General features: G+C 72.1%; 24 protein-coding genes. 12 read left to right on the forward strand and 12 right to left on the reverse strand.

The genetic code is table 11. The features are described 5' to 3' along the window. Positions 1-92: 92 nt before the first annotated feature. Together AKI01S_RS16180 and AKI01S_RS16185 are read right to left on the reverse strand one after the other, a co-directional pair. Positions 93-1,103, reverse strand: coding sequence for an SDR family oxidoreductase (locus tag AKI01S_RS16180; protein WP_067817532.1), 1,011 nt, complete (start codon positions 1,101-1,103; stop codon positions 93-95). Positions 1,104-1,174: 71 nt separating this feature from the next. Then, positions 1,175-2,116: a zinc-binding dehydrogenase gene (locus tag AKI01S_RS16185; RefSeq protein ID WP_067817535.1), complete on the reverse strand. Its 942-nt coding sequence runs from the start codon at positions 2,114-2,116 to the stop codon at positions 1,175-1,177. Between the two features lie 100 nt (positions 2,117-2,216). Between AKI01S_RS16185 and AKI01S_RS16190 the strand changes: the two genes are divergently transcribed. The 5 genes from AKI01S_RS16190 to AKI01S_RS52825 all read left to right on the forward strand — a co-directional run bounded on the left by AKI01S_RS16190 (position 2,217) and on the right by AKI01S_RS52825 (position 6,621). After that, positions 2,217-2,549 (forward strand): YnfA family protein, encoded by a 333-nt coding sequence (locus tag AKI01S_RS16190; protein WP_067817540.1) that lies wholly within the window; start codon positions 2,217-2,219, stop codon positions 2,547-2,549. 181 nt (positions 2,550-2,730) lie between these two features. After that, the gene (locus tag AKI01S_RS50560; RefSeq protein WP_157419869.1) at positions 2,731-3,372 is read left to right on the forward strand and encodes a hypothetical protein; all 642 of its coding nucleotides are present in this window, start codon (positions 2,731-2,733) and stop codon (positions 3,370-3,372) included. 92 nt (positions 3,373-3,464) lie between these two features. Further along, positions 3,465-4,148 (forward strand): hypothetical protein, encoded by a 684-nt coding sequence (locus AKI01S_RS16200; RefSeq protein WP_157419870.1) that lies wholly within the window; start codon positions 3,465-3,467, stop codon positions 4,146-4,148. Continuing rightward, on the forward strand, positions 4,145-4,894 hold the full coding sequence (locus tag AKI01S_RS50565) for a hypothetical protein (protein WP_157419871.1): 750 nt from the start codon (positions 4,145-4,147) through the stop codon (positions 4,892-4,894). The genes AKI01S_RS16200 and AKI01S_RS50565 overlap by 4 nt, the downstream gene beginning before the upstream one ends. Further along, the gene (locus tag AKI01S_RS52825; RefSeq protein WP_067817552.1) at positions 4,891-6,621 is read left to right on the forward strand and encodes a serine/threonine-protein kinase; all 1,731 of its coding nucleotides are present in this window, start codon (positions 4,891-4,893) and stop codon (positions 6,619-6,621) included. Before AKI01S_RS50565 ends, AKI01S_RS52825 begins: the two co-directional genes overlap by 4 nt. A gap of 410 nt (positions 6,622-7,031) precedes the next feature. Here the strand turns inward: AKI01S_RS52825 and AKI01S_RS16215 are convergent, their stop codons facing one another. After that, positions 7,032-7,709: a TetR/AcrR family transcriptional regulator gene (locus tag AKI01S_RS16215; RefSeq protein WP_067817556.1), complete on the reverse strand. Its 678-nt coding sequence runs from the start codon at positions 7,707-7,709 to the stop codon at positions 7,032-7,034. A gap of 98 nt (positions 7,710-7,807) precedes the next feature. Between AKI01S_RS16215 and AKI01S_RS16220 the strand changes: the two genes are divergently transcribed. After that, positions 7,808-8,770: an ABC transporter ATP-binding protein gene (locus tag AKI01S_RS16220; RefSeq protein WP_067817559.1), complete on the forward strand. Its 963-nt coding sequence runs from the start codon at positions 7,808-7,810 to the stop codon at positions 8,768-8,770. Next, entirely contained in the window at positions 8,763-9,515 is a 753-nt protein-coding gene (locus AKI01S_RS16225; RefSeq protein ID WP_067817562.1) for an ABC transporter permease, read from the forward strand. Before AKI01S_RS16220 ends, AKI01S_RS16225 begins: the two co-directional genes overlap by 8 nt. A gap of 12 nt (positions 9,516-9,527) precedes the next feature. Here AKI01S_RS16225 and AKI01S_RS16230 read toward each other — a convergent pair whose 3' ends face one another. The 3 genes from AKI01S_RS16230 to AKI01S_RS16240 form a co-directional block, all read right to left on the reverse strand. Further along, on the reverse strand, positions 9,528-10,067 hold the full coding sequence (locus tag AKI01S_RS16230) for a DUF4232 domain-containing protein (RefSeq protein WP_067817565.1): 540 nt from the start codon (positions 10,065-10,067) through the stop codon (positions 9,528-9,530). A gap of 227 nt (positions 10,068-10,294) precedes the next feature. Then, entirely contained in the window at positions 10,295-10,630 is a 336-nt protein-coding gene (locus AKI01S_RS16235; protein ID WP_067817568.1) for an STAS domain-containing protein, read from the reverse strand. Between the two features lie 401 nt (positions 10,631-11,031). Further along, positions 11,032-11,442: a VOC family protein gene (locus AKI01S_RS16240; RefSeq protein WP_067817571.1), complete on the reverse strand. Its 411-nt coding sequence runs from the start codon at positions 11,440-11,442 to the stop codon at positions 11,032-11,034. 71 nt (positions 11,443-11,513) lie between these two features. On the opposite strand from AKI01S_RS16240, the gene AKI01S_RS16245 reads away from it, so the two are divergent. Beyond that, a complete protein-coding gene (locus AKI01S_RS16245; RefSeq protein ID WP_067817574.1) occupies positions 11,514-12,206 on the forward strand; it encodes a DUF5710 domain-containing protein in 693 nt (230 codons plus the stop codon). Positions 12,207-12,219: 13 nt separating this feature from the next. On the opposite strand, the gene AKI01S_RS16250 is transcribed toward AKI01S_RS16245, so the two are convergent. Beyond that, complete coding sequence (locus AKI01S_RS16250; protein ID WP_067817577.1) at positions 12,220-13,395, reverse strand: polysaccharide deacetylase family protein; 1,176 nt, start codon at positions 13,393-13,395, stop codon at positions 12,220-12,222. Positions 13,396-13,640: 245 nt separating this feature from the next. Further along, complete coding sequence (locus AKI01S_RS16255) at positions 13,641-14,852, reverse strand: FAD-dependent oxidoreductase (protein WP_067817580.1); 1,212 nt, start codon at positions 14,850-14,852, stop codon at positions 13,641-13,643. A 110-nt stretch (positions 14,853-14,962) separates the two neighbouring features. Between AKI01S_RS16255 and AKI01S_RS16260 the strand changes: the two genes are divergently transcribed. Then, positions 14,963-15,442, forward strand: coding sequence for a MarR family winged helix-turn-helix transcriptional regulator (locus AKI01S_RS16260; RefSeq protein ID WP_067817583.1), 480 nt, complete (start codon positions 14,963-14,965; stop codon positions 15,440-15,442). A gap of 3 nt (positions 15,443-15,445) precedes the next feature. On the opposite strand, the gene AKI01S_RS16265 is transcribed toward AKI01S_RS16260, so the two are convergent. Beyond that, positions 15,446-16,219, reverse strand: a complete 774-nt coding sequence (locus tag AKI01S_RS16265; protein ID WP_067817586.1) for a DUF899 domain-containing protein — start codon at positions 16,217-16,219, stop codon at positions 15,446-15,448. Positions 16,220-16,339: 120 nt separating this feature from the next. Between AKI01S_RS16265 and AKI01S_RS16270 the strand changes: the two genes are divergently transcribed. Continuing rightward, positions 16,340-17,152 carry a maleylpyruvate isomerase family mycothiol-dependent enzyme gene (locus AKI01S_RS16270; RefSeq protein WP_067817590.1) on the forward strand — a complete coding sequence of 271 codons (813 nt, stop codon included), beginning with the start codon at positions 16,340-16,342 and terminating at the stop codon, positions 17,150-17,152. On the opposite strand, the gene AKI01S_RS16275 is transcribed toward AKI01S_RS16270, so the two are convergent. The 3 genes from AKI01S_RS16275 to AKI01S_RS16285 all read right to left on the reverse strand — a co-directional run bounded on the left by AKI01S_RS16275 (position 17,125) and on the right by AKI01S_RS16285 (position 20,725). Next, positions 17,125-18,138: a cytochrome d ubiquinol oxidase subunit II gene (locus AKI01S_RS16275; protein ID WP_245681644.1), complete on the reverse strand. Its 1,014-nt coding sequence runs from the start codon at positions 18,136-18,138 to the stop codon at positions 17,125-17,127. The two genes, AKI01S_RS16270 and AKI01S_RS16275, sit on opposite strands and share 28 nt — an antisense overlap. A 3-nt stretch (positions 18,139-18,141) precedes the next feature. Then, positions 18,142-19,521, reverse strand: a complete 1,380-nt coding sequence (locus AKI01S_RS16280) for a cytochrome ubiquinol oxidase subunit I (RefSeq protein ID WP_067817593.1) — start codon at positions 19,519-19,521, stop codon at positions 18,142-18,144. A gap of 205 nt (positions 19,522-19,726) precedes the next feature. Beyond that, complete coding sequence (locus AKI01S_RS16285) at positions 19,727-20,725, reverse strand: AraC family transcriptional regulator (protein ID WP_067817596.1); 999 nt, start codon at positions 20,723-20,725, stop codon at positions 19,727-19,729. Positions 20,726-21,061: 336 nt separating this feature from the next. On the opposite strand from AKI01S_RS16285, the gene rnhA reads away from it, so the two are divergent. Both rnhA and AKI01S_RS16295 read left to right on the forward strand, forming a co-directional pair. Next, a complete protein-coding gene (rnhA, locus tag AKI01S_RS16290) occupies positions 21,062-21,553 on the forward strand; it encodes a ribonuclease HI (RefSeq protein WP_067817599.1) in 492 nt (163 codons plus the stop codon). A 75-nt stretch (positions 21,554-21,628) separates the two neighbouring features. Further along, on the forward strand, positions 21,629-22,396 hold the full coding sequence (locus AKI01S_RS16295; RefSeq protein WP_067817602.1) for a MerR family transcriptional regulator: 768 nt from the start codon (positions 21,629-21,631) through the stop codon (positions 22,394-22,396). Positions 22,397-22,407: the final 11 nt, after the last annotated feature.

Raw genomic sequence — 22,407 nt, forward strand, 5'->3', positions numbered from 1 at the left:
ACCCACCAGCTCCGGGACCATTCAGCCCCGCGAACACCGAAAGAAGCCCGCGATCAGTGGCATGAACCGCGGACCGCCGCCGCCGGTGCGGATCACCCTCCCCGTCGTCGCGCCCCCACCGCCCATCCGGCGGCCACCGCGAGACCGCCCGCCGTCAACGCCCACCGGTGCCGCGACGCCCACCACTGGACGCTGCGCGGATGCGCCTTCTCGTCGAACCGCCCGTGCGCCCCGAAGTCCGGGCCGCCCTCGCCGTCCACGGGCCGCCACAGGTTCACCGGCTGGTCGGGGTCGGCGGGCTCGTCGCCCTGCTGCGACCCGTAGCCGGTCCGGGCCAGGTACCGGTCCAGCAGCGCGGGCGCGAGCCGCTGCCCCACCAGCGTCGCCACCGTGCTCCCGCCGACCCAGTACTCCCGCCGGTGGGGGTGCTCGGCCGCGTACACCAGCGCCCCGGCCGCGACCTCCGGCTGGTAGATCGGCGACACCGGCCGCGCCCGCCGCGGCATGCGCGCCTTGCCCCACGTGAACTGCGGCGTGTTCACCGCGGGAAGCTGGACCATGGTCGTCCGGACGCCGCTCCCCCGGTGCAGCAGCTCGACCCGCACCGACTCGTGGAACCCCTGGATCGCGTGCTTGGCCCCGCAGTAGGCCGACTGCAACGGGATCCCCCGCTTGGCCAGCGCCGACCCCGTCTGCACGATGACGCCCCGGTCCCGTTCCGCCATCAGCTCCAGCGCGACCCGCGTCCCGTGCACGAACCCGAGGTAGGTCACCTCGGTGACCCGCCGGAACTCCTCCGGCTCGATGTCCATGAACTCCCCGAACACCGTGCTGAACGCGGTGTTCACCCACACGTCGACGGGCCCGAGCTCCCGTTCGACCCGCGCCCCGGCCTCCCGCAGCGCCGCGAAGTCGGCCACGTCCACCGGCACCGCCAGCGCCCGGCCCCCGGCCGCCGCGACGTCCTCGGCGGCGGCCTTCAGCCCGGCCTCCCCGCGGGCCAGCAGCCCGACCCGGTACCCGCGCAGCGCGAACTCCCGCGCCGCGGCCCGCCCGACCCCGCCGCTGGCCCCGGTCACCACCACGACCCTGCCGTCCGCCATCACGGTCCCTCCTCCAGCGGTGCGGTGGTGGTGTTGCCGCTGACCGCCGGGGAAAACCTCCGGCCCGCGGGTCAGACCTCCAGCAGCGTCTTGCCCACCGTCGCCCGCGACTCGATGGCCGCGTGCGCGTCGGCGGCCCGCTCCAGGGGGAACCGCTGCCCGACCAGCGGCCGCACCCGGCCCCCCGCGGCGTCGGCGAGGACCCGTTCGGTCGCCTGCCGCATCAGCTCGGGCGTGGCCGCGGGCTGGACCAGCTCGACCCCGCGCTCCGCGGCCCGCTCCTCGGAGATCCCGGCCCACTCCCCGCTGGCCAGCCCGTAGCTGACCATCCGTCCGCCCGGCCGCAGCGTCCCGAACGCGGCCCGCCCGATCTCTCCGCCGACCCCGTCGAACACCACGTCCACGTCCCCGGCCTCGTCGGCCCACCCCGGCCGCCGGTAGTCCACGACGACGTCGGCCCCCAGCTCCCGGGCGACCCCGGCCTTGCGCTCCCCGCCGACGGCCGCGACCACGACGGCCCCGGCGTTCTTGGCGATCTGCACCAGCAGCGACCCGACACCCCCGGCCGCCGCCTCGACCAGGACGCGTTCACCCTCCTTGACCCCGAGACCGTCGAACAGCCACGTCGCGGTCCGCCCGTCCGCCAGCACCGCCACGGCCGTGTCGAGCGCCAGCCCCTCCGGCACCTCGAACAGCCCCGCGGCGTCCACCGCGACCCGCTCGGCGTACCCGCCGGACCCGCCGGTCCCGGTCACGACCCGCCGCCCGACCAGCCCCGGATCGACGCCCTCGCCCACCGCGGCGACGACGCCCCCGACACCGTTCCCCGGGATCAACGGAGGCTCCCCCTTGAACGGCCCCGGCTTCCCGGACCGGAACTGCGTCTCCACGAACGTGATGTTCGCGAACGCCACGTCCACCAGCACCTGCCCGGGCCCGGCCTCGGGCTCCGGCGTCTCCCTGGCGACCAGCACCTCGGGCCCGCCGAACTTCGTCAACCACACCGCACGCATGCCACGCCCTCTTCCTCATTGATCGACAACACGACCAGCATGCAACCTCAACCATTCTTGAGGTCAACCGCGCCCCCGGCGGCCGCTAACGTGATCGCCCATGACCGTCGCGCGTTCCCTGCTGCTGTTCGCCCTGGCCGCGCTCGCCGAGATCGGCGGAGCCTGGCTGGTCTGGCAGGGCGTCCGCGAGCACCGGGGCGCCGGATGGATCGGCGCCGGGATCATCGCCCTCGGCCTCTACGGCTTCGTCGCCACCCTCCAGCCCGACGCGCACTTCGGCCGCATCCTGGCCGCCTACGGCGGGGTGTTCGTGGCGGGCTCCCTGGCGTGGGGCATGGCGCTGGACGGCTACCGCCCCGACCGCTGGGACCTCGTCGGCACGGCGTTCTGCCTCGTCGGAGTCGCGGTCATCATGTACGCCCCACGCTCATAACGCCAGCAACCAGCAACGACACCGCACCTGCCCGCGTTCCGTCCCCAGCCCCGGCAAACCGCCGACACCGCCCGTCCCCCGCCAGACGGAACCTTTCCGCAACGAATCTCTTTTCCCGCATCATCCACCTCTGTAAGCTTTCGCGCGTACTCCGCCACGCTGTCGGCCGAACGAGTCAGGGATGGCAATGCGCGCCCGGTCGGTACACCCCCCACACCCCGCGCCCCGCCCTGCCACGACGAGGACACTCCGCGCGACGGCCTGCCTCCTGACCGGCACCCTCCTGGCGACGACGACCGCCTGCGGCGGGACCGACGCGAACTCGGGCACGTTCCGCCCCCGCGACGCCGCCGACAACGGAGCCCCCGCCACCCCGGCCGGCACCGCCGACCCGGCCACCGACCCGTCACACCCGTCCGCACTGCCCACGCCCCAGGTCGACCAGGCCGTTCTGACGCGGTACCGCGAGTACCAGCAGGTCTACAAACGCGTCTACGAACGCAACGACCCCACCGAACTGTCCACGGTGGCGACGGACCCGCTCCTGACCCACGTCACCAAGGACGTCGAACGCATGAAGGCCCAGAACCAGATCTGGCGCTTCACGAACATCTCGAACGCCAAGGTCTACGCCCGAGCCAAGGACGGCCTGACGGTCTACGTAGTCGACTGCATGCGCACCCTGGCCGCGTACCGCTTCAACGCCAGGACCGGCCAGCGCGTGGAGGGCGGCCCCGGCGAGGCTCACCTCCACCGAACGGCCGTCCGCTACGACAACGGCACCTGGAAAGTCTCCGACACCATCCGGGACAAGAAATGCTGACCCCCACCGCGTCGCACACCCCCACAACAACCTCCCGAACCCCAGCACGACGCCACCTCACCCGAACCGCCCTGCCGGTGACCATGGGCCTGGTGGCAGCTCTTCTCACCGCCATCCCCGCCGACGCCGCTCCCTGCCGCAAACTCCCCGGCGGAAAATTCGATTGCAGCGTCGGGAGTGGTGGCGGTTCCGGCGGTGGAAGTGGCAGCGGAAACGGAAACAACGGCGGAGGAGGGGGCGAGATCCCGACCCTCCCAACGGACGATCAAGGCCTGGGCCTCGGCGGAGGTGACGGTGCCCAACCGCCCCCCGAGCCGGACACCGGCATGCTGGCCGAGTGGGCCCGCACATTGACCGCCCTTCCCAGGCCGGTCGTGCACACGTCCCCCGACAAGAAGACCTATGTCCGGATGAGAACGGGGCTCTGGGTCGACAATTTCGTCACGGTGCATTCCGAACCGGTCAGAGCAGGCACCCAGGTCGTGCAGGCCACGGCGACCCCGAAGTCAGTCGAGTGGCAACTCGGCGAAACGTCACTCAAGTGCGACGACGGAGGCAGCAAGGACGGCAGGTCGTGCGGCTACACGTACAAGCGCTCTTCCGCCGGTCAGCCCGGTGGCGCCTATCAGATCACCGCGAAGATCATATGGGAAGTCACTTGGACCTGCGACGGCGCCGGATGCGAATCCTCCACGGGCACGCTCGAAGACCTGTCGATGGACTCGGCGGCGACCCCGCTCGTCGTGAGCGAAATTCAGGCCAATACTCGGCAATGACCTCCTTCGCCAGCGGGCCGACGGGCCGGAAGCTGACTCTCGCGCTGCTCACCTCCGCCCTGGCTCTCACCGGATGCAGCGGCAAGGACGAGAAGAAGCCGTCCCGGCCTCAAGCCACCTCCGCCGTACCCACGCCCGCTCCACAGCCGAGCTACTCGACAGAACAGGTGGAGCAGCGCTTGCTCTCACCGAAGGAGATCGGCCCGAACGTCCGCGAGATTCGGGCCGTGGCTGATGTGACCAAAGACGGCCGGGCCCCCATGTGCTCCCTGTCAGGAGCGAAGCTTCCTGGATCGCCAAAGACGGTCACTCGCCAGTTCAACAACGCGACAAGAGGAAAAGGCGAGATCGCTTACGTCCAAACGATTGCCCTCTACGGGAGCCCAGACGAAGCGAAGAAGGCCTACGTAGCTCTACAGGACAAGGCCGAATCCTGCCCGGCCAAGCGGAATGTCGCCGCCAAGAGGATACGGGAGAACTTCACTCTCTTCTCCCACAAAGACACCTGGAAGTTCGATACCGGCAACGTCGGGAACTGGGTGCACGGCAGAGGAACCGAAAGACAGCAGTACCCGTCGGCCACAAGCAAGTACAACATCCTTCACTTGATGTACGACTATGCTTCGTACGGCAATCTGCTCGTATCTTCGATCTACTATGAGCGAACAGAGCCCAAGGAATCCGGCGATCCCACCAGCAGACGCGCGACCGAAGTACTGAAGAAGCAGCTTCAGAAGCTCGGATGAGGCGGGCAGAGTGGCGCCTCCCCGGCTACGTCGAACTCAAGGAGTTGGGCGCAGGCGGCCAAGGCCAGGTGGTGCTGGCCCGCCACGAAGGCTCTGGACAACACGTCGCAATCAAGTACCTGTCACCCGCGCTGATGGGCGACCCCCGAACACTCGACGCGTTCCGAAACGAAGCCGCGTTGCTGGAACGTGTGTCCAACCCGCATGTGGCTCGCCTACTGGGCTACTTCACCACATCCGCCGGCGCGGCGATCGTGATGGAGGCGGTCCCTGGCCGTTCACTGCGCAGGGTGTTGGACGATCGCGGTGCCCCTCTCGCTCCCGAAGCCTCGCTGAGCATCCTCAAAGGCTCCCTGCTCGGCCTCGCAGCGGCGCACGCCGTCGGCATCGTCCATCGCGACTACAAACCGGGCAACGTGCTGGTCCAGGACGACGGACAGAGCAAGCTGATCGACTTTGGCATCGCCGTTCTCAGCGGCCAGGGCGGAGTGGTCGGCACCCCCGCCTACATGGCTCCCGAACAGTGGACGGGTCATCCGGCGACGCCCGCTACCGACGTTTACGCGGCCACATGTGTCTTCGTTGAGTGCGTCACCGGGCAGAAGCCCTACCAGAGCATCACTCTCGAAGGGTTGCGCGAGCAACACACGACCGCCCCTGTCCCACTCGACCGCATTCCTGAGCAACTGCGTCTTCTCGTGGCGCGAGGGATGGCCAAAGACCCCGGCGAACGGCTCTGGGACGCGAACGACTTCGTCGCGAAGCTGGAAGCGATCGCAGTTCGAACCTACGGCCCCGAATGGGAACGGCGCGGTCTCGTCGCCCTCGGTGCGATCGCAGCCGCACTGGGCACTGCCGCGCCTGCGGTGATGCTCGGTGCCTCCGTCCTCACACCGGGATCTTCCGCGGTCGGTTCGGGAGCGGCGTCGGCAGGCCAGGGGGTGGCCGCCCTTGAAGGCGGAAAGGCAGGAGCAGTCGCAGGCAAGGGTGTTCTGGCCAAGGTCGGCGGAGCCAAGGGGGCCACTGGGATCGCAGGCGCGGGAACGGCCGCCGTAGTCGCGATCGCGCTGCTTCTGCCGTCCTCTCCGGAAGTCGGTGGCGAAGCCCGCAGTTCGGTCCGGGCATCGTTCACTCAACCCGGTGCACTCCTCGGCCAACCCAACATGCCCGCTTCCGAGACGCCCTACATCCACCTTGACATCGCGGTCACACCTGCTCGCGTTCGTGCCGGGACCAAGGTCCAGATGACGATCAGGTTCCAGGCCAGGACGCTCCAGGGAGTGAAGTATCTGCCGGGCGGCTCACGTCAGTGCTTCGGAGAGAAGCACAACCGGCCAGACGCCAATGGGGGCTACAACTACTACATCGGCGGGGCGAGAAGCCCCAGCGGCTCCAAGGACCAGGGACAGGCCGCTTTCTACCCTGCGCCGAAAGAGAGCACCGCGATCCCGCCGTCCGACAAGAACCTCGTTGTGACCACGACGAGGAAGGTGACCGGAGAAGCACAGCCCTACAACAGGGAGGTGTGCGGCTTCCTGAGCCGGTGGACCGACTACCGCACCTTCACCGTCCCAAGCTCTCGAAGTCTCCGGCCCGGCCGGTACTTGCTCTCCCCCTATCACCCGCCTCGCTTCACTCTGGTCGAGCGAGACGGCAAGGCGATCTCACCTGAATCCGTAGGAGCCACTCTGCAAGGAACGCTGCCCACCGTCACCGTCCTCGAGTGACGTGAGTTCCTCACGGTCAGCCACACCGGCCGCAGGCGACAGCTCCTGATCGCCCCCTGAGCTGACCCGCCGGGCGTCCGGCGTTCGTCGCGGTGTCCGCCCTCAGTCCGTCGTCGGTGAAGCCTGGCAGCAGGACCCTGCCGAGCCCGGACGTCCCCGGTGCCACACAGTCCTTCGGCTCCCCGTCGCCGGGGACGAGTCCGACTCTGGCGGCCAGACCGCTCAACGGACGCCGTCTTCGCCCGCGTGACCGCTTGCTCGGAAGCGCGTTCGGATGAGGTGCGCCGCAGGGCGAGGGCGAACGGGCCCGCCAGGTCTGTACCGGCACTCCCCGCGCGCTTCACTGCCACCGAACCGCCCCAAGGGCGAGCACGGCGCGCATCCCGCCTTGCGGTCAACGGGTGTTGTTGTTAGGCGGGGTCTTGGTGGGCGGTGGCTATTCGGTGGTGGATTTCCTGGTCGTGTAGGGCGGCCGGGCCGCCTGGTTCGTCGGTGGGGGGCTGGGTCGCCGCGCGGGCGGGGTCGATCAGGCGGCGCAGGCCGATGCGCATCATCCGCTGGTCGATGGTCGCGATCCCGGACAGTCCCAGGAGGGTCACGCCCTGGTCGAGGGCCGCGAGCAGGGCGCCCACCTCGGCGGCGGCCAGTGGCTCGTCGTCCGCGCGCGCCTCGGCGGCGATGCGCGTGTAGAGGTCCAGGAGCACCTGGACGCGGTCGGCCAGCGCCTCGCTGAGGCGGTCGTCGCGGGCGGCGACCGCGATGAACTCCAGCGTGGCCAGGGCGATACCGCGGATCACCTCGGTGACGCCGGTGTCGGTGCCGGTGGTCACCGGGTCGAAGGGGTCCCAGGTCCGCCGGCCGACGAGGTGGAGGTTGGCGTCCATCACCGCGAGGAAGAGCTCGGCCTTGCTGGCGAAGTTCGAGTAGACGGCGCCCCTGGTGTACCCGGCGATGCGCGCGATCTCGCCGAGGCTGGCCCCGTGGTAGCCGTCGCGGGCGAACACGTCGCGGGCGGCGACGACGAGCGCGGCGCGCGTCTGCTGCTGGCGTTCGCCGCGCGAGGGCGGCCCGGCCGGGTGATCGTCCACGACCCGATTCTAAGGGGCGCATGCAGCCGGTATTGGGATACAGGTTGTATTTGGATGCATATAGTATCTGGATACAGGTTGTATTTCGGGAGGTGTGGATGACTGCTGTGCTGGAGGTCAGTCGGCTCACGCGGCGGTTCGGTGCGGTCGTCGCGAACGACGACGTGTCGCTGCGCGTGCGGTCCGGGGAGGTGGTCGGCCTGCTGGGCCACAACGGCGCGGGCAAGACCACGCTCGTCTCGCAGGTGGTCGGGCTGCTGCGTCCCGACGCCGGGCGCATCACCGTCGCCGGGGTCGACACGGTGGCGCGTCCGGCCGCGGCCCGCCGCATGGTGGCGTTGCAGCCGCAGGCCCATGTGCCGATCGACGGGCTCACGCCGACGGCGGCCATCAGGGTGGCCGCCCGGCTGCGCGGGCTGGACGCGGCGCGGGCTCGCGAGGCGGCCCGGCGGCTGGTGGCGGACCTCGACATCGAGGCGTGGGCGGAACGGCGCGCGCTGCCCGAGGGGCGTGGCCTGTCCGGGGGCGTGCGGCGGCTCGTCGGGTTCGCGATGGCCGTCGTGGGCGGCGCGCCGCTGGTGATCCTCGACGAGCCGAGCAACGACGTCGACGCCGTGCGCCGCCGTGCGCTGTGGGCGGCGGTGCGCCGGGTCGCCGACCAGGGTTCGGGCGTCCTGCTGGTGACCCACAACGTGGTGGAGGCGGAACGGGTGGTCGACGAGCTGGTCGTGCTCGACGCCGGACGGGTGGTGGCCGCCGGCACGCCGGCCCGGTTGCGCGGTGACGACGGCCTGCGCCTGGAGCTGCATCTCGCGCCGGACGGCCCGGATCCGTCCGATGCGGTGCCCGTCCCGGTGCGGCGCCGTGTCCGTTCCGGTCGGCGCGTCCTGCTCACCATCCCCCCGGACGCCGCGGCGGCCGCGGTCTCCTGGGCGGCGTCGCACCGGGAGCGGGGAGGTCTCGACGGGTACGCGCTCGCCCCGGCCACGCTGGAGGACGCCTACCTCGCGGCGACCGCGGGCCCGAGGTCCGAGGCCGACGAGGTGGTCGGCGGTGTCTGACCCCTCCCTCGGCCCGTGGGCGGCCTACCGGACGCTGCTGTCGTGGCAGCTGGCGCAGATCGGCGGGCTGCTGCCGCTCATCGTGGTGGTGCAGGCGCTGCTGGCGGTCGGCATCGTCATCGGTTTCGGCCTGCTCATCCCCTCCATCGATCCCTCGACGGCGATGTTCCTGGCGACGGGGGCGCCGACCGTGCTGCTGCTGACCGTCGGCCTGGCCATCGTGCCGCAGGGGGTGGCGCGGGCGAGGCTCGACGGCACCTTCACCTACATGCGCGCGCTGCCGGTGGCGCGTCCGCTGCTCTTCCTCGCCGACCTGACGGTGTGGGTCGTGGTCTGCGTGCCCGCGGTGGGGGTCGCGGTGCTCGTGGGGTGGCTGCGCTACGACCTGGAGCTGTCGTTCCGCTGGCCGCTGCTGGTCGGCGCCGCGCTGCTGGTGACGGTCACCGCAACGGCCGTCGGGTACGCGGTCGCCGTGGTGCTCCGGCCCGTGCTGGCCCAGCTGGTCAGCCAGGTGCTGGTGTTCTTCGTCCTGCTCTTCTCGCCGGTCACCTTCCCGGCGGGCCGGCTGCCCGACTGGTTCCGCGCGCTGCACGACGTGCTGCCCGTGCGGCCGGGGGCGGACCTGCTGCGGGCCGGGCTGGCGTCCGAGGTCTACGAGGCCGGTGGCCGCGACCTGGTCGTGCTGCTCTGCTGGTGCGCGGTCGGCGTGGCGATCAGCCTGCGGGCGCTGGTGCGGCGCGAGTGAGGGGCGGTCCGGTCAGGGGAGGCGCCAGGGGCTGACGCCGACCTTGGTGGTGGTGCCGAGGTCCACGGCCATGCCGTCCACCCGTACGGCGGGCATCCCCGGTTTCGGGACCACGGTCACCGAGGGCGCGGTGACGGCGGGTCGCGTGCTGTCGGTGACGAGGTTCCGCCACAGGATGCTCGCCGTGGCCGTGCCGCCGGGCCGCACGGTGAGCGCGGTGGGCGGCTTGTCGAACGCCTCCACGGTCGACACGCCGCCCGACCCCTTCCGGACCGTCGCGGGCACCGGCTTCCCGACGGCGTCCAGCAGGGTGACGCGCGGGTGGCCGTTCAGGGTGATCGGGGCGTTGCCGCAGTTGACGAGGTCGATGTTGAGGGTGCGCAGGCCCATCGCGGCGTCGCCGGTCCCCTTGCGGATCTCCACGCCCGACGGCGGGCAGGTGGGCTGCGGCCGGGTCACCGGCGCCGGCGGCCGGGCGGAGCCGGTGCCGCCGTCCTCGCAGGCGGCCGCCAACGGCAGCAGAACGACCAGTGCCGCCAACGCCCCGCGCATCGCTCTCCCCCGAAATCCCCGGCAGAACGCCGAACGTACCACCAACCCGCAGGAAGCGGGACGCTGACCGTTCCGGTCATGACACGGCGGGTGGATTTCGACATCGAGGGGTTCGAGGACGAGTCCTCCCCGAAGGAGGGTGCCTTCGTGCCCGCGATGACCGCGCGTCCGGCGGCCCTCCCCGGGGCACCGGGTGCGGTCCGGTCGGCGGGTCCCGGTACGCGTGATCAGACCGGGCGCAGCGGGTAGGTCGGGTGGACCGGGAGGTGGTCGCTCAGGCCCGTCACCTTCAGCAGCGTGTCCAGCCTCGGCGGCGGGGCGGCCAGCTTCAGGCGGCCCGGCAGGTGGGCGCTCCGGTTCGCGGCGACCGCCAGGGCGTTCAGGCCGCTGGCGTCGATGAACGTCAGCCCGCCCACGTCCACGATGATCCCGGCGGGGGCGGCGGCGATGGCCCCGTGCAGGGCCGTGCGCAGGGCCGGGGCGGTGTCCAGGTCCACCTCGCCGGTCACCGTCAGGACGAGGTGCTCATGCCACGGACGGTCGGTCACGTCGAATGACGTCATGGTCGTCCCCTTCGGGGTTCGTACGGGGGGAGGCACCCGGGCGCAGGTCGTGCGGCGGGTGGTCGTTCTGGGGCCCGAGGCCCTTCCGCACCCCGCGTGTCGATGCGGAGGATGCCGCCGAGAGCCGGGGCGGCGAAACGAGTCGCCGACGTCACCGATGACAGGTTGACGTCACAGTGACGATTTTAGGCGTTAGATGCGCTTCTGTCAGCGTGTCGGCAGGACACACCCACCTGACCCCCCGTTGACACGACGCATCGCCCGTCGTGCGGCGGAACCCGCAGGACGTGGGGCCGGGACGTACGCGCCCGGTGCGGGGCACCGGGCGCGGGTTCCCGGAGATCTGGCCGGTGGCGCGCGTCACAGGCCGGGCCGTCGCGCGCCCCGGGGTGGGGACGGTGCTATCCCCGCGCGTGGTCGGGGTGGGGGCCGAGCAGGTCCCAGCGGTTGCCCGCGATGTCCAGGAACACCGCCAGGCGCCCGTAGGGCTCCTCGCGGGGCTCGGTGACGAACGTGACGCCGTGTTCCCGCATGCGGGCGTAGGACTTGTCGAAGTCGTCCACGCGCAGGAAGAAGCCGACGCGGCCCGCCGCCTGGTCGCCGACCACGGCCCGCTGGCGTTCGCCGTCGGCCTTGGCGAGCAGCAGCCCGGTGCCGCCGCCCGGGGGCCGGACCACGACCCAGCGCTTCGGGCGGCCGTCGTTGGTGAGGGAGGGGACGTCCTCGGCGAGCTCGAAGCCGAGGACCTCCGTGAAGAACGCGATGGCGGGGTCGTAGTCCGCCACGACGATCGTCACAAGATCGATGTGCATCGCGCGAGCGTAGCGGCACGCGGGCGGGGAGCGGAAAACGCCGCGTTGACAGCGCTGGTGGAATGGGGCGCATGGTCTCCGCGCGCATCTGGCTCGATGTCCCCTACTCGCGGAAGGACGCGGCGAAGGCGGCCGGGGCGCGGTGGGATCCGGCCGCGCGCCGGTGGTACGCGCCGCGCGCCGGGATGGCGGGGCTGGAGCCGTGGCTGCCGCTGCCGGAGGTGCCCGAGCTGCTGCCGGGCGAGGACCGGTCGTTCGGGTCCGGGCTGTTCGTGGACCTGGTCCCGGCGAGCTGCTGGTTCACGAACGTGCGGTCCTGCGTGGACGAGCGCGACTGGGAACGCCTCCGCCGGATGATCACCGGGCGGGCGGGGCGGCGCTGCGAGATCTGCGGTCGCGGCGAGGACCGCGCCACCCGGCGCTGGCTGGAGGCGCACGAACGGTGGGCCTACGACCCGGCGGCGCGGGTGCAGGCGCTGCGGCGGCTGGTGTGCGTGTGCAGCGACTGCCATCTGGCCACGCACATGGGGTTCGCCGAGGTCAGCGGCCGGGGCGGGGAGGCGTTCGCGCACCTGTGCGAGGTGACGGGGCTGTCGGAGGCGGACGCGCGGTTGCACGTGGAGGCGGCATTCGAGCTGTGGAGCCAGCGGTCGGCGGTCGTGTGGGAGCTGGACCTGAGCATGCTCACCGACGCGGGCGTCCGGCTGCGTCCCCCGCCGGACGCCGGGGAGCGGGCCCGCGAGGCGCGCCGTCACCTCGGCTGACGCGGCGGCCGCGTCACGGGGCCGCCTGCGACCGGGGGGCCGTGAACGCCTTCCAGCCGCCCGCCGGGGCCGCGCCGACGCCGAGTGTGCGCAGCTTCGCCAGCACCGCCGGGTCCTGGGCGTCCAGCCACTCCACCAGTTGCCTGAACGACACCAGCCTCACGTCCGGCTTGGCCGCCATCCGCTCCAGGACGTCGGCGACGGCGTTCATGTAGATGCCGTTGTTCCACTGCTCGAAGTGGTTGCCGATGAACAGCGGGGCGCGGTTGCCGTTGTAGGCGCGGGCGAAGCCCGCCATGTAGGCGTTGGTGGCCTCGCGCTGGTAGCGGGCCTGGAGGGCGGGATCGGCCCGCACGTTGCCGGGCTGGTTGGCCATGATGTTGTAGTCCATCGACAGCACCCCGAACCGCTTGCCGGGGTACGGCAGGGACTGCAACGGCAGGTTCCACACACCGCGCGTCTTTCCGGGCCACACCTGGAGGCCGCCGGGCGAGCTGGCGTCGTACTTCCAGCCGAGCTTGGCGGCGGCGCGCAGCAGGTTGGGCTGGCCCTCCAGGCAGGGGGTCCGGCCGCCGGCCAGCTCCCGGTCGTAGTCGAACGACAGGTCCGGCAGGTCGGTGAAGCCGGTGTTGGCCTTCCAGTTCCGCACGAACGAGCCCGCCTGGGCGATCTCGCTGCGCCAGTCCGCGACCGTCCAGGACCCGACGCCGCCGGGGCCGCAGAAGTGGCCGTTGAAGTGGGTGCCGATCTCGTGGCCGTCGCGGTGGGCGCGGTCGACCAGCCGGATCGTGGCGCGGACGCCGTTGTCGGACAGGAACGGGATCGCCGAGGAGCCGGGCGCGCGGTGCGGCGGCCTGTACAGCGTCCGCTTGGACTCGGGCAGCATGTACAGGCCGCTCAGGAAGAACGTCATCGTCGCCCGGTGCTTCCGGGCCAGCTCCAGGAAGCGCGGGAACTGCCGGTCGTCGCCCGCCCCGGCCCCGTCCCAGGAGAACACCACGAACTGCGGCGGCTTCTCGCCGGGCTGGAGCCTGCGCGGCCCGGGGTCGCCGGCCAGGCCGCGTCCGGCGGTGGTCCCGGCCCCGGTGGTCCCGGCCCCGGTGGTGCGGCCGTCGGCGGTCTGGCACGCGGTCAGCGCGGCGGCGGCCAGCGCCGCCGTCGCGAGCGCGGCGATGGGCTTGGTTCTCATGCTCGTCCCCCTGTGCGGGCCCGGGCCTCGGCACGCGCTGGGGGGCGGGGGTGGGAGGGGCGTGGAGGGCCGGGAGGTCGGTTCGCTCGCCGGTGGCGGCTGGAGGCCGCGGGACCGGAGAGCCGCCCGGGGCCGCCGGGCGGAGGCTCCTTGGCACTCTCGGGGCGGCACGCTCGCGGGCGATGGGCGCCAGCCAGGATAACCGCAGTTCGGACAAGCTTTGACCGGGCCAGTCGAGCCCCGGGTCAGGACGCGGCGGTGGCGTGCCAGTCGATGTGGTGGTGGTACATCCAGGCCATCTTCGCCATCGCGTCGGGGCCGTCGGCCCTGCGGAGGATGACCGGCAGGGCCAGGTCGCGCAGCGTCCGCCCGACGACCCCCTGCTTCTTGGTGTTGTTCATCCGCGCGCCCCACTTCACGATCCGTTCGACGCGGGAACGGCGCAGGGCCTCGTAGCGTTCCAGGGCGGCCGGAACGGTGGGCAGGTCGCGCAGGCACCGCACGAGGATCACCGCGTCCTCGGCCGCCAGCGAGGCGCCCTGGCCGGAGGCGGGCGAGACCGCGTGGGCCGCGTCGCCGATCACCACCATGGAACCGTCGTGCCAGGTCGGGACCGTCGGCAGGTCGTACTGGTTGGTCATGCCGATCTCGCCGGCGGTGGCCGCGACGATCCGCGCGCCGGGTGTGCGGTCGGGGGCCAGCCGCGCGGCGAGATCGTCCCTGATCTCCCGGCCGGTGAGGCGGCGCAGTTCCTCGCGGGACGGCTCGCGCCGCGCGGGCGGGTTGGCGAACCACCAGATCTGCCCGTCGGGGGCGATGGTGTAGCCGAAGAAGCAGTCGCGGCCCCAGATCATCACGTAGTCCCCGGGTGCGGCGTCGAGGTCGACGCCGGCCGCGGGGGCGAAGCCGCCGGTGTTGCCGAGGCCGCTGTAGCGGGGGCGGGGGTTGGCGGCGTCGATGAGGCCGCGGGTGACCGAGTGCACGCCGTCCGCCCCGACCAGGACGGCGCCGTCGGCGGTGGTGCCGTCGGCGAACCGGGCCCGGACGCCGCCGCCGGGCAGCCTCTCCGCGCCGGTGAGGCGCTTGCCGTGGTGGACCGGGATGCCGCGCTTGACCACCAGGTCGTACAGGCCGCCGTACAGGTCGGAGCGGCGCAGGGTGTGGGTGACGGTGCCGTCGTCCAGCACCGGCCCGATCTCCATCGAGCCCAGGTGCTTGCCGGTGCCGCTCTGGAACCGGATCCGGCCGGTCGGGAAGCCCGCGTCCAGCGCCACGTGGTGGGCGTCCACCGCGCGCAGCGCGTCCAGGCCGTTGACCGCCACGGTCAGGAACACGCCGTGGTCGAGCCCGGCGCTGTGGTCGTAGGCCTCGAACAGCTCGGGCTCCAGCCCCGCCCGGTGGGCGGCCAGCGCGGCGACGGTGCCGGCGACCCCGCCGCCGATGATCAGAACGCGCATCGGGAAACCTCCCGGTGAAAAGTATTTCGTTCGGACGAACGAAACATATGCGGACCGCACGCCCCCGTCAAGTGTTTCGTTCACCCGAACTAAATAGATAGGCTGGCCGCATGACCGACCGGGAAGAGCTGATCGCGCGGCTGATGACCGCCGGCCGGGAGCTGAGCGCCGCCGCGGTGATGTTCCACACCGCGCTGGCCGCCCGCCAGGGCCTGACCGCGACCGAGGAGAAGGCGCTGGACCTGCTGGAACGCTTCGGCCCGCTGACCGCCCGGCAGCTGGCGGCCCACGCGGGCCTCGCGCCCGCGTCGGTGACCGGGCTGGTCGACCGGCTGGAACGCAAGGGCTTCGCGCGGCGCACGCCCAACCCGGCCGACAAGCGCAGCGTGCTCGTCGAGGGCGTCCCCGACCGGATGGCCGACCTCGCCCCGCTCTTCGACCACTACGTGGCGTCGCTGAACGAGCTGGTCACCCGGTACAGCGACACCGAACTGGCCGCGATCGTGGACTTCCTCACCGAGGCCGCCGCCCGCCAGCGCGACGCCACGCGCCTGCTCCAGAACAGCGCCCCGGACGCCCCGGAACGCTGACGGTCAGCGTCCGGCGAACTCGTCGTCGTACTCGTCGGGGTAGGGCAGGCGCTGTCCGGCCCGCATGCCGCCGGAGGCGCGGCCCTCGGGCTCCTCCCAGGGCTCCTGGCGGCCGAGCGCGGTCAGGTCCAGGTGGTAGTAGGAGCCGCCGACCGCCTCGGTGCCCCGCGCGTAGGCCGAGTACGTGTGGTACACCGTGTCGCCGTCGCGCAGGAAGCAGCTCGCGCCGTGCAGCTCCATGGGCTGGTCGGTGAACCAGTCCCGGCCCGCCGCGGCGAACTCCTCCCGGGTCCGGTAGTTGTACTCGATCGGCGCGGCCGACTCGTCCAGCGTCACGTGGAAGTCGACGTTGAAGTCGCCGCCGAACGAGGAGTACCAGGGGAACGGCCAGCCCATCTCCTCCCGGAACGGCTCGATCCTGCCGAACGGGGCGCGGGAGACCACCGCGTAGGTGGTGGCCCGGTCGCGCAGGTGCCGCAGGAGCCCGACGGAGACCTCGGCGAGCGTGGACGAGCAGCTACGGCAGGCGCGTTCCCACTCCGGATCCCACATGGCGTGGTAGACGTACAGCTGCCTGCGGCCCTCGAACAGGTCGAGCAGCGTCGCCCTGCCGCGCGGCCCCTCGAAGACGTACTCCTTGTCGATCCTCACCATGGGGAGGCGGCGGCGCTCGGCGTTGAGCGCGTCGCGGGCCCGGGTGAACTCCTTCTCCTTGGCGAGGAGCTCCTTGCGCGCCCGGACCCACTCCTCCCGGGAAACGATGTCGGGCAGGGACATGGGACCTCCAGACGTCGGACCGCTCTCCGGATGGAGACCGGAACGCGCGTCCGAACTCATCGGCACAGTCTGAACAATTCCCCTTGCACGGTGTCAGGAGACGGATGACACAGTGGGGGCATGGACCACACCGCTCATTTCCGCCGCGAAGTGGAAGCGTTCGAGGCCGCCGTGCGGCCCCTGGCCGGGAGGGGGGACGCGCCGCTGGTCCCCTCCTGTCCCGAGTGGACCGTGTCCGACCTGGTCGTCCATCTCGGATGGGTGCACCGGTGGGTCGCCGCGATCGTCCGGGACCGGCGGGACTCGCCGCCCGAGTTCACCGACACGGCCCTGTTCGGCCTGCCCGAGGACCACGCGCACTGGCCCGACCCCCGCGACACCCCCAACCACGGCCCGCTGCTCGCCGAGGTGGTCGACTGGTTCGCCGAGGGCGCGGCGGAGCTGGCGGAGCTGTTCGCGGGCGCCGCCCCCGACGTGCGGGTCTGGACGTGGTCTCAGGAGCAGAGCGTCGGGTTCTGGCAGCGCATGCAGGCCATCGAGGCGGCCGTGCACCGGTGGGACGCGGAGAACGCCGTCGGCGCCGCCCCTCCCCTCGACGGCGAGCTGGCGGCCGACATGGTGCCGCAGACGTTCGAGGTCATGGTGCCGGCGCGGCGGGAATGGCGGAAGGCCCCGGCCGGGGAGGGCGAGACGTACCGGTTCCGGCGGAACGACGGGCCCGAGGCGTGGACGGTGCGCTTCGACGGCGACGACGTGCGCCTCGGCCGGGACGGCTCCGGGGACGGCGACCGGAACGGCGGGGACGTGGAGGTCGTCGGGAGCGCGTCGGACCTGGCGCTGTTCCTGTGGGGCCGGGTCCCGGCGGAGCGGATGGAGGTCCGCGGGGACCCGGCCGCGCTGGAGCGCTACTTCGCGCTGGCGCCGCCCGTGTGATCACGCTGGAACGTCGCGTACAGCCACCACAGCGACGGCAGCAGCAGCACCGCCCCCACCGCGAGCGCGGCCAGCGACGCGCCCAGCACCGCGTCGGTGGCCGCCGCGTCGTCGATGTCCACGCCGGGCAGCAGGCGCGGGTACTGGCCGAGGCCCCACCCCCACAGCAGCCCGGTGACCGCCAGCGCCGCCGTCACCCGCACGGAACGGAACCTGCGCAGCCACAGCAGCACCAGCGAGGCGATCCCCATCCCCACCGACAGGATCAGCAGCGGCAGCGCCGACCCGCGCGTCAGCTCCCGGAACAGGTCCGGGGCGTCGAGGGCGAGCACCCACAGGCCCAGCACCGACAGCGCCCCGACGACCCCGCCGGTGGCCAGCGCGCGGGTGCGGAACCGCGCCACCAGCTCGGGGGACCCGGCGCGTTCGGCGTCGCGGGTCAGGTACACCGCCGCCAGGTAGGCCGACACGCCGACCGCCAGGGCCCCGCTGACCAGGGACGTCGGGTTCAGCCAGCTGGTGAGCAGGTTCCCGGCGGCGATGCCCGGCGGCACCCGGCCGGACGCGAGCGCGCCCGCGACCGTCCCCAGGAAGAACGGCGTCACCAGCGACGAGAACGCGAACACCGCCCCGAACAGCCGACGCCGCCACAGCCCCGTGCTGACCTTCCGGAACGCGAACGCCGACCCCCGCGCGATGATCCCCAGCGCGACCAGGGTCAGCGGGATGTAGAGCGTGGAGGACACGGCGGCGAACACCGACGGCACGCCCGTCCAGGTCAGCACGATCACGAAGATCAGCCAGACGTGGTTGGTCTCCCAGACCGGGCCGATGGAGTGCTCGACCAGGTCGCGCTGGGGACGGCCGCGTTCGGCGTTCCCGGCGAGCAGGTCCCAGATGCCGCCGCCGAAGTCCGCGCCGCCGAACAGCACGTACGCGGTCAGCCCGATCCACAGCACCGCCATCGTGACGTCGTGCAGGGCCACCGGTCACACCACCTTGGACTCGGTCACGTCGCTCTCCTGCGGCGCGACGGGAACGGGCTTGTCGCGCACCATCCGGCGCAGTACGTACACGGTCGCGACCGTCAGCACCGCATACACGGCGCTGACCAGCACGAACCCCCAGACCAGGCCGGGCGCGGGGTTGACGGCGTCGCGCGTGCGCAGCACGCCGAACACGATCCACGGCTGCCGCCCGACCTCGGTGACGACCCACCCGGCCTCCAGCGCCAGCACCGCCGCCAGTCCCGACAGCGCCGACGCCCGCCAGAACCACGGGGTGCGCGGCAGGTCCCTGCGCCGCCACCAGTGCACGGCCAGCCACACCACCAGCCCCAGCAGCGCGAACCCCATCCCGACCATGACCTGGAACGCCCAGTGCACGACGTTCACCGGCGGCCGGTCGGCGGGCGGCACCTGGTCCAGGCCCTTGACCTCAGCGTTCGGATCGAAGTGGGCCAGCAGCGACAGGCCGTGGGGGATCTCCAGGGCGTAGCGCATCTCGCCGTCCACCGCGATGCCGCCGATGTGCATCGGGACGCCGCGTCCGGTGCGGAAGACGCCCTCCATCGCGGCGAGCTTGACCGGCTGGTTGTCGGCGACGAAGTGCGCGGCCCAGTCCCCCACGCCGATCTGCACGGGCGTGATCACGGCGGCGACGGTGAACGGCAGCAGGAACCCCAGCCGGTGGTAGCGGTCGCGCCGCCCGCGCAGCCACGCCACCGCGTACACGCTCGCGGTCGCGAACCCGGCGACCATGAACGCCGCCAGGATCATGTGGACGGTCTGCGGCGGCGTCGCCGGGTTGAACATCGCCGCCCACGGGTCGACGGCGACGACCCTGCCGTCCCGGGTGGCGAAGCCGGTGGGCACCTGCATCCAGGCGTTGGCGGTCACGACGAAGAAGGCGCTGGCCACGCCCGCCAGCACGATCGGGACCCCGGTCAGCATGTGCCGGACGGGCGGCAGCCGGTCCCAGGCGTACAGGTAGATCCCCAGAAAGATCGCCTCGATGAAGAACGCGATGCCCTCCATCGCGAACGGCAGCCCGATGACCTCCCCGTACGTTCCCATCAGGCCCGGCCACAGCAGCCCCATCTCGAAGGACAGGATCGTCCCCGAGACGGCCCCGACCGCGAACAGCACGCCCATGGCCCGCGCCCACCGCCGCGCCAGCAGCCGGTAGTGGACGTCGCCGGTGCGGTGCCCGCGCCACTCCGCCAGCAGCGTGATCAGCGGCATGCCGACGCCCAGGCAGGCCAGCACGATGTGCCAGCCCAGCGACAGCGCCATCTGCATCCGCGCGGCTCCCAGGTCGACGTCGGTGACCTGGGCCGCCAAGACCGCCGTCGCCCCGTGCGCGTCCATGTGTCCCCCTCCGACGATCCGGCTCCGACGGTCCGGCTCCGATGCTCCGGCCGGAACGGGCGCATACCCCGACGCGGACGACCGCATTCCGGCCAGCGGCGGACACCATACGTCACGATTGACAACTCTCAGTAATCAATCCGATGGTACGCGGCGAAGCGGGCCGCCGGTGAGGAGGGTCCGGCGCGCCGTCGGCGGCGGGTCGTCAGGACGGGGCCGACGACTCCTCGCGCCGGGTGTCGCCCGGTGACGCGCCGTAACGCTCCCGGTAGAGCGCGGAGAAGCGGCCGGCGTGGGGGAAGCCCCAGCGCGTCGCGATCCCCGCGACCGTGCTCCCGTCGTCGGAGACGGCCCGCAACAGCTCGCGGTGCGCGTGCCCCATCCGCACCTCGCGCAGGAACGCCAGCGGCGTGGTGTCGCGGTGGCGCCGCATGCCCTGCTGCAACGCCCGCACCCCGACCCCGGCCGCCGCCGCGATCTCGACCAGGGTGATGTCGTCCCCGGCGTGCTCCTCGATGAACTCCACCGCCCGCCGCACCACCAGCGGCCCCTGCCCGTGGTCGGCGAACCGCTCGCGCCCGGGCACCGGGAACGTGTCCACGAACGTCAGCGCCAGCAGGTGGAACATCGCGGTGCGGCTCAGCTCGCTGTCGCGGATCTCGGGGTTGCGCAGGAAGCCGTCGCTCACGTGCCGGACCACCGAGCCCCAGTGGCGTTCGCGGGCCGCCGACACCGGCCGCGTCGTCTCCATCCGCAGATCGTCGAGGCCGACGCCGGCGAGCGCGCCGACCTCCGCCACGACCGCCGCCGGGGACAGCAGCACCGCCCCCAGGGTGCAGGCCTTCCAGCGCACCGCGGCGCGCGAGACCCGGCCGCACAGCATCGACTGCCCGGGCCGGATGGCGACCTCCACGTCCCCCGGCCACGGCGACATGCCCATCATCCCGTCGAGGCAGTGCAGCACCGTCAGCAGGGGATAGGGCTCGACGACGATCCTCCGGGCCGCCGAGTGCCACAGCAGGCCGACGCCGAACCGGTCCTCCTCGACCATCGTGGAACGGCACTCGAACCCGTCGACCTCCCCGGAGAAAAGACACGAGTGGTCGGTGTGGACGGATCTCAGATGGTCGTGCACGACCTCGGGGTCCCCGCTGCGGAAGTCGTGCCGACGGACGTCGGGCGTCCCGCCCGTTGCGCGTGCCACACCACCCACCTGGTGTCCGGGCGGTCCCCGGCTCCGGGAACCGCGCCTCCCGGTCACGAACCGCGACCGTCCCACCACTGTAGACACCGAACGCATCGGCTTGTCCAGGGAGCGCACGCGAATGGCACCTCCGCGTCCGCCGTGCTCTTCTGGAACACGGGTAGCGAACGGCTCGGGCACAGCGCCTACTCAGAGCCTCGCGGGTTGAAAACACAGCCCGCGAGGCCGTCTCCCCACCAGCGCGGGGAGGGGCGCGCCGGTGGGGAGACCCTCGTCCGTCACGGTCCCGGCGTTCGGCACACTGGGGTGTCGGTGTCGGGCGAGGCGGGAGAGTCAATGAACGGGTTGTTCGAGGTCGACGAGCCACCGGCGGCGTCGGTCCCGGCGTCGGTCACGCCGGTCGTCGTGCACACCGACGGCGGGTGCAGCCCCAATCCGGGGCCCGGAGGCTGGGGCGTCGTGCTGCGGTACGGGGAGCACGTCAGGGAACTGTGCGGCGGGGAATCCGACACCACCAACAACCGGATGGAGCTCATGGCCGCCATCCAGGCGCTGGAGCACCTGACGCGGCCCTCGTTCGTCCAGGTCCACACCGACTCCACCTACGTGCGGCAGGGCATCACCCAGTGGATGCGCTCCTGGAAGCGCAACGGCTGGCGGACCGCCGACCGCAAGCCCGTCAAGAACGACGACCTGTGGCGGCGCCTGGACGAGGCGACGCGGCGGCACCGCGTCGAGTGGTTCTGGGTGAAGGGCCACGCCGGGGACCCCGGCAACGAACGCGCCGACGCCCTGGCCACCGAGGGCCGCCTGAAGCACCGCCCCTGAGCGCGGCGCCTCCGGTCCGGGAAAGCGGGTTGACCCTCACGTGACGTGAGGAAATACGTTCCAGTCGTGAGGACGATGACGAAGGGCTACTCGGTGGGAACGGTGGCGCGGATGACCGGTGTCACCGTTCGGACCCTGCACCACTACGACGAGATCGGGCTGCTGGCGCCCAGCGGGCGCACCGGCACCGGCTACCGCCGGTACGACGACGCCGACCTGGAGCGGTTGCAGCAGATCCTCGGCTACCGGGAGCTCGGCTTCGGCCTCGACGAGATCAGGACCATCCTCGACGCCCGGGGTGGCGACACCCTGACGCTGTTCCGGCACCAGCACGCGCTGCTGACCGAACGGATCGCACGGCTCCAGCGGATGGTCACCACACTGGAACACACCATGGAGGCACACCTCATGGGCATCACCCTCACGCCGGAGGAGAGATTCGAGGTCTTCGGCGACGACGACCCGTCCCGCCACGCCGAGGAGGCCGAACGGCGCTGGGGCGGCGGCGACGGCTGGGCCGAGTCGCAGCGCCGCGTCTCCTCCTACACCAAGCGGGACTGGGTGCGCTTCAAGGACGAGGCCGCCGGGCTGACCGGGCGGATGGTCGAGGCCATGCGGTCGGGCGTCGCGCCGGGCGACCCGGCCGCGATGGACCTGGCCGAGGAGCACCGCCGGCACATCTCGACCTGGTTCTACGACTGCACCTACGAGATCCACCGGGGTCTGGCGGAGCTGTACGTGACCGACGAGCGCTTCACCGAGACGATCGACCGCGCGGCCGCGGGCCTGTCGGCCTGGCTCCGCGACGCGATCCTGGCGAACGCCGACCGCGCGGGCTCCTGACCCGGCGTTCC

Origin of the sequence: Actinomadura kijaniata NBRC 14229 (assembly GCF_001552175.1) — a bacterium.
GTDB lineage: Bacteria > Actinomycetota > Actinomycetes > Streptosporangiales > Streptosporangiaceae > Spirillospora > Spirillospora kijaniata.

Coding starts and splice junctions, on each gene's coding strand:
- AKI01S_RS16230 (WP_067817565.1), bottom strand. CDS start 10,067: ATGCGCGGGGCGTTGGCGGCACTGGTCGTTCTGCTGCCGTTGGCGGCC.
- AKI01S_RS16185 (WP_067817535.1), bottom strand. CDS start 2,116: ATGCGTGCGGTGTGGTTGACGAAGTTCGGCGGGCCCGAGGTGCTGGTC.
- AKI01S_RS52825 (WP_067817552.1), top strand. CDS start 4,891: ATGAGGCGGGCAGAGTGGCGCCTCCCCGGCTACGTCGAACTCAAGGAG.
- AKI01S_RS16220 (WP_067817559.1), top strand. CDS start 7,808: ATGACTGCTGTGCTGGAGGTCAGTCGGCTCACGCGGCGGTTCGGTGCG.
- AKI01S_RS16255 (WP_067817580.1), bottom strand. CDS start 14,852: ATGCGCGTTCTGATCATCGGCGGCGGGGTCGCCGGCACCGTCGCCGCG.
- AKI01S_RS16260 (WP_067817583.1), top strand. CDS start 14,963: ATGACCGACCGGGAAGAGCTGATCGCGCGGCTGATGACCGCCGGCCGG.
- AKI01S_RS16280 (WP_067817593.1), bottom strand. CDS start 19,521: ATGGACGCGCACGGGGCGACGGCGGTCTTGGCGGCCCAGGTCACCGAC.
- AKI01S_RS16235 (WP_067817568.1), bottom strand. CDS start 10,630: ATGACGTCATTCGACGTGACCGACCGTCCGTGGCATGAGCACCTCGTC.
- AKI01S_RS50565 (WP_157419871.1), top strand. CDS start 4,145: ATGACCTCCTTCGCCAGCGGGCCGACGGGCCGGAAGCTGACTCTCGCG.
- AKI01S_RS16240 (WP_067817571.1), bottom strand. CDS start 11,442: ATGCACATCGATCTTGTGACGATCGTCGTGGCGGACTACGACCCCGCC.
- AKI01S_RS16190 (WP_067817540.1), top strand. CDS start 2,217: ATGACCGTCGCGCGTTCCCTGCTGCTGTTCGCCCTGGCCGCGCTCGCC.
- AKI01S_RS16265 (WP_067817586.1), bottom strand. CDS start 16,219: ATGTCCCTGCCCGACATCGTTTCCCGGGAGGAGTGGGTCCGGGCGCGC.
- AKI01S_RS16250 (WP_067817577.1), bottom strand. CDS start 13,395: ATGAGAACCAAGCCCATCGCCGCGCTCGCGACGGCGGCGCTGGCCGCC.
- AKI01S_RS16180 (WP_067817532.1), bottom strand. CDS start 1,103: ATGGCGGACGGCAGGGTCGTGGTGGTGACCGGGGCCAGCGGCGGGGTC.
- rnhA (WP_067817599.1), top strand. CDS start 21,062: ATGAACGGGTTGTTCGAGGTCGACGAGCCACCGGCGGCGTCGGTCCCG.
- AKI01S_RS50560 (WP_157419869.1), top strand. CDS start 2,731: ATGGCAATGCGCGCCCGGTCGGTACACCCCCCACACCCCGCGCCCCGC.
- AKI01S_RS16295 (WP_067817602.1), top strand. CDS start 21,629: ATGACGAAGGGCTACTCGGTGGGAACGGTGGCGCGGATGACCGGTGTC.
- AKI01S_RS16270 (WP_067817590.1), top strand. CDS start 16,340: ATGGACCACACCGCTCATTTCCGCCGCGAAGTGGAAGCGTTCGAGGCC.
- AKI01S_RS16245 (WP_067817574.1), top strand. CDS start 11,514: ATGGTCTCCGCGCGCATCTGGCTCGATGTCCCCTACTCGCGGAAGGAC.